A 13491-nucleotide genomic window follows, 5' to 3' on the forward strand; every position below is an offset into this window, starting at 1 on the left:
TAAACATTTCATCAAATAAAAAAGTAGGTCATCGATTAAATTGCAAGAATAATAAGAATTACTGTAAATTAACTACTGAATACCAAAAAGATAGTCCTATGAACACCAAAAAAATCACCCTGATATTGATCGTCATTACTAATTGGATAATGCAAGCTCAAGTAGAATACCGTGTAAACCTAGGCAATAACATCAAACCAATTACTATTTATGATGCTAACACAAAAATCTTAAACACGCTTTCAAAAAAAGCACCTACTTTAACTCCCAGTACACAAACTATATGTACTGGTCAAGCAATCACTAACATTACAGCGAACCCTAACATTAATGATACTAGTAAACTAGATTGCATAAGTGGGGTTGGAGGTGCTTTTGCAAACGTCATCAATAATGGTATTTTTTTTGATATAACCAATTCCGGAACTGTACCGCTTAGAATAAACGGAATGCAATTTGCAACAGTCACAAATATAATTACTGCCACCAACACAATTGTCCCTTTTGCATTCTATAAAACGACAAGCGCAAATACAGCTGTAGGTAATTATACGAATAGTGCTGCATGGAGCTTGATTGGTACTTATAATTTTGACTTACCCGCAAGTGCGGCATCAGCGGCATATGTTTTGGAAACCTTTTTTAACGACAATGGTTTTACGATACCTGCAGGAGGATCTGTTGGTTTTTATATATCCTGTAATAATACAGATGCTAATGGATTTCGTTTAGCATATAGATCAGCCGCTAATTCAGCTACCCCCATTTCTAATGCGGATATTACGGTAACACATAGAGTTCGTGCGACAGGACTGTTCCAAACTGACAATCAATTAAGAGGTTTTTTTGGAAAAGTCCTTTATAATACAGGAACATATGGATACTGGAGCCGAAACAATGTTTCAAATATAACAGGTTCAACAAATGCTGGAGATCAAATATCAGGCAGCATCCCTTTTCCTATTTCTGGTAGCTTAACTAACAATACCAATGCAGACGAAATTACAACCTATACCGTTACTAGTTTTGATGTAAATGGCATTAAAGATATTCAAAATATCTACATCACTGTTAATCCTACTCCTGACAATACTGTCGATTTAAATGGCAATACGTTTACAGCCGTTGAATCAAACGCTAATTATCAATGGTTTAGATGTGACGGCGTAGAGACTTTAATTTCAGGAGCAAACAGTCAAAGTTATACTCCAACCGATCTCTTAGGACAATACAAAGTAAGAATAACCAAAGGACCTTGTGAAATTGATTCGGAATGCAAAAGCATTACTTTATCAAATACCGATTTTGACAATGCTAAGTTCATCAACATATATCCAAATCCAGCAGAAAATTTTATTAAAATCGAAAGTCCATTAAATACCAAAGGCTGTTTAATAAATAGTATTGGGCAAACAATTGCTACTTTTACTATAGAAAAAGATAAAACGACTGAACTAAAATTAGACAACCTTAACAGGGGTGTATATTTTATTCATTTAACAACTGATGACGACAAACAATTTTCAAGAAAATTGATGATTACATATTAATTTTTTGTAGAATTTTTTCTACATTTTTTTAAAAAAAGCACCCTTTTTAACAAAAAAAATAGATACCTTAGACCTCTCAACTAAAACAAAACATCATGTCAACAGAACCATTTATTGGTGAAATTAAAATTTTAGGATTTAATTTTGCACCTAGAGGATATGCATTTTGCCAAGGGCAAATCATGTCTATCGCTCAAAACACAGCATTATTTTCCTTATTAGGTACAATGTATGGAGGCAATGGACAAACCACCTTTGCATTGCCAGATTTACAAGGTCGTATGCCAATAGGTCAAGGTCAAGGCCCAGGGTTAAATAACTTCACGATGGGTGAAAAAAGCGGCTTTCCGAACGTAACCTTAACAACACCAAACATGCCTGCTCACAATCACGCTGCAACTGGTATCAATGTACGTATTCCTGTTACTGCAGCTAGTGAAGAATCTAATGCGACCAACAATTACATTGGTAATGCTACTTCAGACACCTTTGGTCCATCACCTTCGCAAACGGCTTCTTTAGGATCGCCAGTTGTATCAGGAGCAACGGCCCCTGCTGGTGGAAGTCAACCTTTTTCAGTTCAAAATCCGTATTTAGCGATGAATTATTCGATTGCTTTAGTAGGTATTTTCCCTTCAAGAAACTAATTGTTCCATTTTTTAATCTAAAAACTATGTCAACAACACCTTTTCTTGGAGAAGTAAAAATATTAGGATTCAATTTTGCTCCGATTGGCTATGTGCTTTGTCAAGGACAGCTTATGTCAATTGCTGAAAATTCAGCCCTTTTTGCCTTATTAGGCACTATGTATGGTGGTGATGGTCAAGTCACTTTTGGAATCCCTGACCTTAGAGGACGTGTGCCAATTGGACAAGGTCAAGGTGCAGGATTAACTTTTTTTGATTTTGGTCAAATGGGTGGTTCGACTACTGCAACCTTAACATTACCCAATTTACCCATACACAATCACGCTGCAACGGGTATCAACGTTAGAATTCCTGTTACAGCAAAAAGTGAAGATTCGAATGCTACAAACTCTTATATAGGTAATGACACTTCGGATACTTTTGGCCCACAAGCTTCAGCTACTGCATCTTTAGGTGCCCCCGTAGTTTCAGGAAGTACTGCTCTAGCAGGTGGTAACCAACCGTTTTCAGTTCAAAACCCGTATTTAGTTATCAATTATTCAATTGCCACTGAAGGGATTTTCCCCTCACGCAATTAACCCTATATAGGCAACTTCTTCTAAAAGTTGCCTATAAATTTTTAGATAAAAATGAAAAAAGTAGGACTATTACTCCCTAAATCCACTTATTATTTTGGAATTGGTTATGATATTTTTCAAGGTTTGAAATCTAATTTAAAACGATTAGATCTAGAAAACTTAAAAATCATTACTGAGAACATTGGTTTTGGTGCTGATAAACAACAATCCTATAGAGCTGCTGAAAAATTAATATTGGATGAAGAAGTAGATATTCTAGTAGCTTATATAGGGCACCGCACTGCCGAATTACTTCGCCCATTATTATTAGCAACAAATAAAATTTTGATTGTTTTAGATGCGGGTGCTAATCTTCCTCAGGAATGGCCGATTTGTCCAAATATCATCTATCACTCACTTCACAATGCTTTGGGTGCAAGCTTAGCTGCACAACTAGCTACAAAAAAAGGGTATCATACGGGAGCTATGATTACGGGATACTATGATGGTGGCTATCTTCAAACCTATAGTTTATCTAAAAGTTTTACAAATTCTGGAGGTACTATAAGTTTTAATCATGCTACTGGATACAAGCAGGAAGATTTTTCCATGGAACCATTGAAAGAACACTTAATCAACCACCCTAATGTAGCATTACTCTCTTTGTTTAGTGGTGATTATGTGCAGTGGTATTTTGAAAAAATCAATCAACTCTTTCCTAATAAAAACCTTCCTATATTTCTTACTCCTTTTGGATTAGAAGAAACCATGCTGCACGAAACCATTTGTCCTAGTAAAAACATTTACGGTATTGCTTCTTGGTCGCATCTATTAGATAACGAAGAAAACAAGGCGTTTAAAGATGCCTTAAACCAAACAGGAAAAAAACCTAATTTATTTTCACTTTTAGGATGGGAAGTTACTGTTTTACTAAATCAAATCATTAACCTTTTAGAAACACATTCTGATAACATCCAACAAGTTATAAGCGCATTAAACCATTTTGAATTTGATAGTCCAAGAGGTAAAATCACCTTTTATGACCAGTACAATTATACTTTAGCTCCGCTTTATGAAGTAACTATAATAGCTGATGAAAATGAAAGATGTGCACTTCAAATACAATCTGCAATAGAAGCAACACTAACTGAATTCGAGAAAATGCATCAACAGGAATTAGAAGGAGTCACTTCAGCTTGGTATAACAGTTATGTATGCATATAGTATGGAAACAAAAAAGAAAATATTAGTCCTTTGTGGAGGCGAATTTGCTTTCAAATCCATACATGCATTGGGATATGAAAAATACTTATGTGGTATCGGTATCGGTAAAGGTGATCCCTTTTATGTAGAAGGCTTAGAAAAAGAATGCATTAATAATGAAATTCCGTTCAAATCTTTCCCTACTAAAACTTCGGTCAAAAGAATGCTGGAATGGCTAAATGAAGTGCAACCAGATCATATTTTTTCGATTGCCTTCCCTTATTTAATTCCTCAAGAAGTTTTAAATTATGGAACTGAAAAATTCATCAATTTCCACACAGGTCCATTACCGAGGTATCGCGGGGCAATGCCTATTTTTGAAGTATTAAAAAACCAAGAAAAAAATACAGCGATTTGTGCTCATTTTATGAATCAAGCATTTGACCAAGGTAATGTTATTTTTAATGACCAAATTCAGATTGCTAAAAATGAAACTTTCGGAAGTTTAGCAACCAAAATGAACAATCGCATGGGGCAAATAGTAATTAATGTTGCTCATATGCTGGATTATGCTTCTAAAATACCCAGCACAGTACAAGATGAGACAGAAGCTTGTTATTACGAAAAACCCACTTTAAGCGACACCTTTATTCACTGGAATACCATGAATGCCTCTGAAATTATTGCTCTCATTAATGCTTGTAACCCATGGAATACTGGTGCTGAAGCAATTGTATTAGGAGAACAGATTAAAATCATTGCTGCTGAAAAAATTGAAGAATTACACAATGAGCTAAATGAAGGCACTATATTACCAATTTCTGAACACAATTTGATTAAAATAAGTTGTGCAGACAATGAAATCATCGCTGTCAAAATTCTCAGTTGTAGTGAAGGTATTATGACAGCTGAAAACTATATTAAATTGAAAAAACTAGACACACTAATTTGTGCTAGTTTATAAATACTAATCTTAAAAAACTAAAAAATGAGAAAGAAAATTACATTATCCTTTTTCTTCCTTGTCCTAAGTATTTTCACAGGGCAAGCACAAGTTTTTTGGAGCGATACTTTTGAAGATAGTAATGCTCCTACGAGTGGCGTACGCACACCGGAGAACAACACAGGCACTGGTACACCGTATACTTCCTACTTTGCTAGAATAAACAATACAGGCATTAGCACTGTAAACTCTTTAACTGGAGGTTTTTTAGCTGGAGAAGGTTCAAAATTCTGGGCTGGGGAAAATCACGATGAAATAACTGGGGCTATAGTTGCAGGTGCAGAAGAACAACAGATTGATTGGACAGGAATCAATATAGCTGGCAAAACTAATCTTTCATTTATTGGGCTTTTTGCAGCAAACAATACTACGGCAGCTTTTGAGAATACCTTATTAGGATCCTCACACACAGATTATTTGATTATAGAATACAGCATTGACGGAGGAGCTTATACCCCGTTATTAAAGTTTTATTCAAACAATTTAATTAATTTAGGAGATAACAATAAATCGTTAGCCCTAGATACTAATAATGACAACATAGGAGACGGAACTATTCTGAACAGAACATTTCAAGCTTTTGAAAAAGCAATCCCTACAACAGGGTCTACTTTAGCCCTAAGAATCCGAGTATACTCAAACGGTGGCAGTGAAGAATGGGCAATTGATAATTTCAGACTACAAGAAGGCTTAAGCTGTACTTCTCCAATTGCCTATACTGTTACAGGCGGAGGGAGCGGTGCTGCTGTAGCTGTAGGCTTAGCGAACTCTGAAGTAGGAGTAAATTATCAACTTAAAAATGGTACTACTAATATTGGGTTACCAATTGCTGGAACAGGAGCAGCAATTTCATTTGGGAATTTGTCAGTTGCTGGAACCTATACTGTAGAAGGTATTAGAGCAGCAGGACAATGTAAGGCCATGATGACTGGAAATGCTGTAGTTACTTATGTTCCTACTCCAACACCCTCTTTTTGGAATGATACTTTTGAGGATACTGGATCTCCATCAGCAGGTATACGACTGGCTGAAAATAATAGCGGGACAGGCTCACCCTATACTTCCTTTTTTGTAAGAACAGATAATGCTGGAATCGATATCGTTTCTTCTGCAAGTGGTGGTTTTTTATTACCTCAAGGAAATAAATTTTGGGCAGGCGAAAACCATGATGACTTAACAGGAGCTCCATTAGCAGGTACTGAAGAACAGCAAATAGACTGGACAGGCATCAATATTGCTGGTAAAACGGGCTTAACATTCAAAGGGCATTTTGCAGCCAATAATACATCCGCTGCTTTTGACAATATAAATTTTGGTAGTACTCATACCGATTATATCCTATTTGAATATAGAATTGACGGCGGTAGTTATCTCCCTTTATTAAGTTTTTACAGTAACAATGGTATTACATCAGGCATTAATAACAGATCATTAGCCTTAGACACTGATAATGATAATATAGGTAATGGCACTATCCTAAATACAACTTTTCAAGATTTTGAAAAAAGTATTCCTTCTACTGGAAACACTTTGGACTTGAGAGTAAGGGCACACACCAATGCAAACAACGAGGAATGGGCAATGGACAATATACGTTTGTTAGATGCGACCTTAAGCAATGCTGCATTTGACACAAATCGTTCGTTTACAATGTATCCAAATCCTAACAATGGAGAACTTATGATCCAATCTAATTTTGATGGCGATTTAGAAGTAATCAACCAATTGGGGCAAACCGTAAAGACATTTAAAGTGACTGCAAATGATTTACAAAGTATCAATTTAACCTTTTTAGCAGAGGGACTTTACTTTGTAAAGGGAACTAAAGATACCCAGTTGATCACTCAAAAACTTGTTATAAAAAAATAATTTTGATTAATCTCTCAATTGACAGTTTTTAGTCCGATGTGAATCTAAAAACTGTCAATTCTAAAAAACAAAAAAAGATGAGCAGAAGACTATTTGTTAAGAACACGAGTATTTTTTCGATGGGATTAATGGCTTTTTCAGGAAGTTCCCTTTGGGCAAAAAATACAACAGAAGACACTACAGTTATTGATTTAACGCCAATTAATCCTATTGACAAAAAAATTACTCTAGCAGGAAATATCATTGACGCTACCACTTTACTCCCTATAAACGGCTGTAAAATGACTGTTAAAGCTAAAACTAACCGATTATTTAAAACTACTCGAGAAATAGCAACCCCTGCAGGAGTTTATAGCATAATTACTGGATTTTCTACAAGCCGAAAATTAAGTAAAATGTTAGAAGTGACTATAGAAGCACCTGGATACAAAACTTATTCGAGTTTTATAAATTTATCTACTACAGGATGTCATTTACACAGTGAGGAATGGAATTATAACAAAAATTTCAACCCAATGCATTGTCCACAAAATAATACCGAGAATCAGGAAATCCTATCTAATTTCGATTTCAGATTAATTCGATAATTCTTACTATACCAATGGATTATCTATTCGTAAATTTAAATATAAACTAATTAACCAAATACATTATGAAAAGAAAAATTACATACACTTTACTAGTATTAGCCCTAAATTATTTTCAAACCCAAGCACAAAGCAATACGGTTATTTGGAGCGACACGTTTGAGGATACTAACGCACCGTCAGCAGGCACGCGTGTAGCGGAAAACAACGGTGGTACGGGAAATCCTATGACGGCTTATTTTGTTAGAACCAACAATGCAGGCATTCAAACGATTTTTTCGGGTGCAGGTTATGTTGGTGTAGAAGGAGCAAAATTTTGGGCTGGCGAAGATCATGATGGACTTACTGGCGCAACTGCTGCAGGTACAGAAGAACAACAAATTGATTGGACTGGAATTAATGTTAGTGGTAAAATCAATTTAGGATTCAGAGGACTTTTTGCTGCTAATAATACCAATGCCGCTTTTGAATCTACTGCATTTACTTTTTCACATAATGATTATATTATTGTCGAATATCGTTTTAATGGAACTGGAGCTTATACTGAATTACTACGCTTTTTTGCCAATAACGGAAATGGAACACCAGGCAATAACAACAAATCTTTAGCCCTTGAAACTAGTGGTGATAATATAGGTGAAGGGACTGTTTTAAATACAACTTTAACATCATTTGAAAAAATTATACCTGGATCTGGAAACACACTTGATTTACGATTGAGAGTTTATTCTAATGCGGGTAATGAGGAATGGGCAGTTGATAATTTCCGTTTATTTGAAAATTATTTAAGCGACGAAACATTTGAAAGTGCAAAACAAATTTCTGTTTACCCAAATCCTGCTGAAAATTCTTTTAAAATTCAAACAGAAATAGCAGGTGATTTTAACATCGTAAATCAATTAGGTCAAACGGTTAAATCCTTCCATACTGAAGCCAACTTGGAAAACACCATCGATGTTTCTAATTTAACTAAAGGCATTTACTTTATTAAAGGTGATAATGGAACAACTATCAATACCAAGAAAATTGTAATTGAAAATTAATTTTCAATAGTTAGAACTAAAAAAAAGCAACTTCCCTAAAAATAGGAAAGTTGCTTTTTTATTTAAACCCTATTTTCATTAAAAAGGGACATCACTATCATCATCATAACTATTCATATTGCTACCAAAAGCTTCATTAGGTGTAGGTAGATTCGGTGTCATGAATGGATTCGTGTCATCTAAATTCATTTTAGAAGGCAAATCGTCAAATTCGCTAGTGAATTCATCCAAGTTATCAAACTTACCTAAATGTCCTAAGAATTTCAATCGAATGTTTTCTAAGCTACCATTACGGTGTTTTGCAATAATAAATTCCCCTTGTCCTTGTGTAGGTGAACGTTCATCATCATCCCACTCTTCAATTTTGTAATATTCCGGACGGTAAATAAACGATACAATATCCGCATCCTGCTCAATCGCACCCGATTCACGAAGGTCAGATAATAGCGGACGCTTACTAGAACCACGAGTTTCCACCGCACGGGATAACTGCGAAAGCGCAATAACGGGTACATCTAATTCTTTTGCCAACGCTTTTAAGTTACGTGAAATGGTTGAAATTTCCTGCTCACGGTTACCACCACCGCCTTTAGCATTTCCTCCCGCGGTCATCAACTGAAGATAGTCAATAACTATAATTTTAATATCATATTGCGATTTCAAACGACGCGCTTTAGCACGCAAGTCAAAAATCGACAAGGAAGGGGTATCGTCAATAAAAAGTGGAGCTTTTTCTAAATCTTTCACTTTCACCGATAGCTGTTCCCATTCGTGTTTTTCTAGTTTACCAGTACGCAACTTCTCTGAAGACAATCCTGTTTCAGACGAAATCAAACGGGTAATCAACTGTACTGAGGACATCTCCAACGAGAATACCGCTACACCACTGTTGAACTGAATGGCCATGTTACGTGCCATGGATAATACGAATGCAGTATTATGTGTCACGGTACAATCCTCCAATAAAAACAAACGATTTCCGTCAATTTCAAAACCAAAATAATCATCTACTTTATCGAACTCAACCTTAATACCTGTGACTTTCCAATCAATAGTTGAGCTCCAAGGTCGAGCTTGTTTTCGTTCAATCTTAGTTGGAATACTATCTAAATTACCAAAAATTCGCAATCGATATACAATGCTTTCAAAACCTGAAGTTTTTATCGTTGCCTTTTTAGATTTTAAAGAGGTTCTAAAACCTAGTGTATCACATAAAAACTTAATTTGTTTTATTAATTCTTGGTCTTTTTGAACAATTTCAAAACAATTGTATTCAGATGCATAATAACCATCCGCATCAATAAGTCCTGCTAAAAGTTGTAATCTATTAGCCTTAGAATTGATTAAATAATCCGTAGGAATATGCTTATTTTTCAAAAGATTGAGTTTTCTCAATTCCGTTTGGACATTAATCTCAAATTCTTCTAAACATGCTTTATCTCTTTTAACAATACTGTAATTATTGGTTCGTTCTGCTTGTTCATACACTACTAACTCACTATGAAGGTGTGAGGCATAATCTTCTAAATAAGCAATTACTTCAACATCTGTATTAGTAATTCTTTGACTATATGAATGTCCATCACCTAACCAAAGCCCCAAATAATATGGTTCTAAAGCAAGATTTTTTTCTTCAAATTCAACATCAACTTTATATCCCTTATAATTGGATTTGAATTTATCTGATTTTTCTAGATAATCTTTGACGGTTATATTTAGAACATCACCTTTTTTATGGTTTCCTTCATTTCTACTTCTTTTCAAAGAAAGAATATGACTTTCATTTACTCTGTAAGAATTTGCTTTATTCTGATGAATCCAATACATTTTTTCTTGACCTCGCGCAATTGAAAGTACTTTTCTGGCAGTAGAATCATCACCCATGAGCAAATCACCAGTAACAACATCTTCTACTTTTTTCAAAGTCCCATCAAACATCAAAACCTTAGTTCCTTTGCCAAGGCATTTCCCCATACCCGGACGAGCTGCAATAATGATTAAATCGGAAGGTTGCCATCCTGAGGTTACCTTATCTAAGGCATGAAATCCTGTAGGAATACCACTCAATCCTTCTTTACCCGCAATTTGTTCGATACGTTTTTTTGCTTGGATAACTAAACTTTGCGCTGTTTCGGAACTTCTTTTAATATTTCCTTGGGTTACTTCGTAAAATTTTGCTTCGGAACTATCTAATAATTCAAAAACATCCGTCGTTTCATCATACGCTTCTTCAATGATTTCAGAAGAAATTTTAATCAAACTACGTTGAATAAATTTCTGTAAAATAATACGCGAGTGAAACTCAATATGTGCCGAAGAGGACACTTTTTGGGTCAACTGAATTAAGTAAAAATCACCACCAGAAACATCCAGTTTTCCCATTTTTTTCAATTGGGCTGAAACAGTTAATAAGTCTATGGGCTGTGAATCGTTGAAAAGTGTCACGATGGCATCAAAAATATATTTGTGCGCATCTTTGTAAAAAGCATCAGGTTGCAGAATGTCAATAACCTCGTCAACCCCCTTTTTATCAATCATCATCGCTCCTAAAACAGCCTCTTCTAAATCGAGTGCTTGTGGCGGAAGCTTTCCTTTTTCAAGGTTTATAATCGTAGTTTTATCTACTTTTACCGGGTTGATATTTTTCAAATTCTCCATAGGGCAAAGGTAAATCGAAAAACAGAAAAACACGACACAAACAAGAGTCAAACTTTCAAAAACTTTTGTTGAAAAAAAGTCATTGATTGTTAATAACGCAAAAAAAACCTACTAAATCAACTTATGAATTATATTGCTTTAGTAGGTTTATTTTTTTGTTATATCTTATTTTTTTATGGCTTGAATTACTTCAGGTTTCCATAGCATGGCTATAAATAATCCTAAAAAGACTAATAAAATGATAAGTAAAAAGAAACTTACAATTGATAATAGAATTAACTGACTCACTTTTATAATAATTCGCTTTCTTGTTTCATTTGGATAAAACTCTTTAAAAAAGAAATAAAACATAAAAGGAAGAAAAAGATAGGTCAAATTCATTATTCCAAATACAGTACTTGGCGCATCGTTGCGTAACAAATATAAAATGGGATAAAGCAGAATTAGGTTGATTAGAGAATAAAAATTAAGCATGAATGTGTTGATAACCACATGTTCATAAAAATTATTCCCCCACTTCCTAAAAACAATTCGTGTTAATAAAGCGCAAAAGGGTATCATTAAAACCATCATGATTTGAGGGTAGGACATGATATAAGTCATAATCCCTTCCTGAACTTTGGTATTTATACCCATTTCGGTATAATTTTTTTTCATGATTTTATCAAATCCAATAAGCTTAGTTGAGATAAATGTACCAAAAGCCACTAAAAGGAATAATAAATTAATAGGTTTATAATGATTTACCCGATTACCATCTATGAATTCTCTGGCGGTTTTTCCAGGATTTCTTAGAATGTTTTTAATGGAATACAAAAAACCTTTATTGGTATGAATAAAAGTATATTGGAGTTCATCCCAAATATATTTTTTATCAATGCGTTTGATTTTTTTTTGACCGCAACTAGCACAGAAATTCACTGCAATCGCATCATTGCAATTTTGACAATTTTCCATTTTTAAAAATTAATTAGCACGTGATTTTAATTCTTTTTCAATGGCAGCTTTTTGACTAAACATAATTAACAAGATAGGTAATAATGTAAAAGGAACTGTGCATAAAGCTACTGAAAGTCCTGAAAAACCTTTTTTAATAATTAATAATATATCTAATCCAAGCAATGTTAATAACATTCCTATTAAGATTGCACTAACAACTCCGATTGTTTTTTTCTTTTTTTCTAATTCGGTAATCGAAAGCGATTGTAAATTTTCCTTTTCCATTTGTTTATTTAGATGTAAAATTTTTCGTAAAAATAAAAAAAATCCGAAGCTAAAAAAACTTCGGATTTTAAATATTATATTTTGGTTAGCCCTATTCCTGGTAGTGTCCCATTTTGCTGTATTTATCCATACGTTGCTCTATTAATTGTTCAGACGTTAACCCTTTTAATTCATTGAAGGCTTTCATAACATAGTCTTTTACATTTTGGAACGCTGTAGGTTTATCTCTATGTGCACCTCCTAGTGGTTCTGGAATGATTTCGTCGATTAATTCGTTTTCCTTCATATCCTTCGCTGTTAGTTTCAACGCTTCAGCCGCTTTTTCTTTGTGCTCCCAGCTTCTCCATAAAATTGACGAGCAAGATTCAGGTGAAATAACAGAGTACCAAGTGTTTTCCATCATATACACTTTGTTACCAACACCTATTCCTAATGCACCTCCTGAAGCACCTTCACCAATAATTACGGTGATGATAGGTACTTTCAAACGAATCATTTCGAAAATATTTCTTGCAATCGCCTCTCCTTGACCTCTTTCTTCCGCTTCTAAACCTGGGTAGGCACCCGGAGTATCTACTAGAGTTAGTACAGGAATGTTGAATTTTTCAGCCATACGCATTAAACGTAAAGCTTTACGGTAACCTTCTGGATTAGCCATACCAAAATTACGTAACTGACGCATTTTTGTATTAATCCCTTTTTGCTGACCGATTATCATAAACGATTGTCCGTTGATTTTTCCTAAACCACCAACCATCGCTTTATCATCTTTAAAACCACGATCACCAAAAAGTTCTAAAAAAGTTCCTTCCGTTAAATTTTCGATATGCTCTAAGGTATACGGACGATTTGGATGACGAGACATTTGTACACGTTGCCATGCCGTTAAATTCTCGTATATATGTTTTTTAGTTTCTTCTAATTTTTGAGTCAATTGCTCGCAAGTTGCCGATACATCAACTTGTGTATCTTCGCCTATTACTTGACATTTTTCAATTTGCTCTTCTAATTCCTTAATTGGCAATTCAAAATCTAAATATTCCATAAGATTTTATTTTCTAATTTGTGCGAACAAAGATAAAATTTTCAATGGAGTTTTAAAGCAATATTTAACTTAAAGTTCTTCTTAAAGCTTATTTCGTTAAAAACT

Annotated in this window: 12 protein-coding genes; 8 read left to right on the forward strand and 4 right to left on the reverse strand. The window is 34.5% G+C overall.

Annotation, left to right across the window (positions count from 1 at the left end):
- Positions 1 to 98 precede the first annotated feature (98 nt).
- From ACQY29_RS00105 to ACQY29_RS00140, 8 genes are all read left to right on the forward strand, one after another.
- The gene (locus tag ACQY29_RS00105; RefSeq protein WP_428223268.1) at positions 99 to 1550 is read left to right on the forward strand and encodes a T9SS type A sorting domain-containing protein; all 1452 of its coding nucleotides are present in this window, start codon (positions 99 to 101) and stop codon (positions 1548 to 1550) included.
- Positions 1551 to 1645: 95 nt separating this feature from the next.
- A complete protein-coding gene (locus ACQY29_RS00110; RefSeq protein ID WP_428223269.1) occupies positions 1646 to 2197 on the forward strand; it encodes a phage tail protein in 552 nt (183 codons plus the stop codon).
- A gap of 26 nt (positions 2198 to 2223) precedes the next feature.
- Positions 2224 to 2775, forward strand: coding sequence for a phage tail protein (locus tag ACQY29_RS00115; RefSeq protein ID WP_428223270.1), 552 nt, complete (start codon positions 2224 to 2226; stop codon positions 2773 to 2775).
- A gap of 51 nt (positions 2776 to 2826) precedes the next feature.
- Positions 2827 to 3978, forward strand: coding sequence for an ABC transporter substrate-binding protein (locus ACQY29_RS00120; protein ID WP_428223271.1), 1152 nt, complete (start codon positions 2827 to 2829; stop codon positions 3976 to 3978).
- Position 3979: 1 nt separating this feature from the next.
- Positions 3980 to 4921, forward strand: coding sequence for a methionyl-tRNA formyltransferase (locus tag ACQY29_RS00125; RefSeq protein WP_428223272.1), 942 nt, complete (start codon positions 3980 to 3982; stop codon positions 4919 to 4921).
- Positions 4922 to 4945: 24 nt separating this feature from the next.
- Entirely contained in the window at positions 4946 to 6829 is a 1884-nt protein-coding gene (locus ACQY29_RS00130) for a T9SS type A sorting domain-containing protein (RefSeq protein ID WP_428223273.1), read from the forward strand.
- A 77-nt stretch (positions 6830 to 6906) separates the two neighbouring features.
- Positions 6907 to 7416, forward strand: coding sequence for a hypothetical protein (locus tag ACQY29_RS00135; protein ID WP_428223274.1), 510 nt, complete (start codon positions 6907 to 6909; stop codon positions 7414 to 7416).
- Between the two features lie 65 nt (positions 7417 to 7481).
- The gene (locus ACQY29_RS00140) at positions 7482 to 8459 is read left to right on the forward strand and encodes a T9SS type A sorting domain-containing protein (protein ID WP_428223275.1); all 978 of its coding nucleotides are present in this window, start codon (positions 7482 to 7484) and stop codon (positions 8457 to 8459) included.
- Between the two features lie 78 nt (positions 8460 to 8537).
- Here ACQY29_RS00140 and dnaB read toward each other — a convergent pair whose 3' ends face one another.
- The 4 genes from dnaB to ACQY29_RS00160 all read right to left on the reverse strand — a co-directional run bounded on the left by dnaB (position 8538) and on the right by ACQY29_RS00160 (position 13386).
- A complete protein-coding gene (dnaB, locus tag ACQY29_RS00145) occupies positions 8538 to 11117 on the reverse strand; it encodes a replicative DNA helicase (protein WP_428223276.1) in 2580 nt (859 codons plus the stop codon).
- Between the two features lie 165 nt (positions 11118 to 11282).
- Complete coding sequence (locus tag ACQY29_RS00150) at positions 11283 to 12074, reverse strand: DUF3667 domain-containing protein (protein WP_428223277.1); 792 nt, start codon at positions 12072 to 12074, stop codon at positions 11283 to 11285.
- A 9-nt stretch (positions 12075 to 12083) separates the two neighbouring features.
- Entirely contained in the window at positions 12084 to 12341 is a 258-nt protein-coding gene (locus tag ACQY29_RS00155) for a hypothetical protein (protein ID WP_428223278.1), read from the reverse strand.
- A gap of 91 nt (positions 12342 to 12432) precedes the next feature.
- Positions 12433 to 13386: an acetyl-CoA carboxylase carboxyltransferase subunit alpha gene (locus ACQY29_RS00160; protein ID WP_428223279.1), complete on the reverse strand. Its 954-nt coding sequence runs from the start codon at positions 13384 to 13386 to the stop codon at positions 12433 to 12435.
- Positions 13387 to 13491 lie beyond the last annotated feature (105 nt).

Origin of the sequence: Flavobacterium sp. (genome assembly GCF_965262375.1) — a bacterium.
Lineage (GTDB): Bacteria > Bacteroidota > Bacteroidia > Flavobacteriales > Flavobacteriaceae > Flavobacterium.

Coding starts and splice junctions, on each gene's coding strand:
- ACQY29_RS00160 (WP_428223279.1), bottom strand. CDS start 13,386: ATGGAATATTTAGATTTTGAATTGCCAATTAAGGAATTAGAAGAGCAA.
- ACQY29_RS00150 (WP_428223277.1), bottom strand. CDS start 12,074: ATGGAAAATTGTCAAAATTGCAATGATGCGATTGCAGTGAATTTCTGT.
- ACQY29_RS00105 (WP_428223268.1), top strand. CDS start 99: ATGAACACCAAAAAAATCACCCTGATATTGATCGTCATTACTAATTGG.
- ACQY29_RS00110 (WP_428223269.1), top strand. CDS start 1,646: ATGTCAACAGAACCATTTATTGGTGAAATTAAAATTTTAGGATTTAAT.
- ACQY29_RS00115 (WP_428223270.1), top strand. CDS start 2,224: ATGTCAACAACACCTTTTCTTGGAGAAGTAAAAATATTAGGATTCAAT.
- ACQY29_RS00130 (WP_428223273.1), top strand. CDS start 4,946: ATGAGAAAGAAAATTACATTATCCTTTTTCTTCCTTGTCCTAAGTATT.
- ACQY29_RS00135 (WP_428223274.1), top strand. CDS start 6,907: ATGAGCAGAAGACTATTTGTTAAGAACACGAGTATTTTTTCGATGGGA.
- ACQY29_RS00120 (WP_428223271.1), top strand. CDS start 2,827: ATGAAAAAAGTAGGACTATTACTCCCTAAATCCACTTATTATTTTGGA.
- ACQY29_RS00155 (WP_428223278.1), bottom strand. CDS start 12,341: ATGGAAAAGGAAAATTTACAATCGCTTTCGATTACCGAATTAGAAAAA.
- ACQY29_RS00125 (WP_428223272.1), top strand. CDS start 3,980: ATGGAAACAAAAAAGAAAATATTAGTCCTTTGTGGAGGCGAATTTGCT.
- dnaB (WP_428223276.1), bottom strand. CDS start 11,117: ATGGAGAATTTGAAAAATATCAACCCGGTAAAAGTAGATAAAACTACG.
- ACQY29_RS00140 (WP_428223275.1), top strand. CDS start 7,482: ATGAAAAGAAAAATTACATACACTTTACTAGTATTAGCCCTAAATTAT.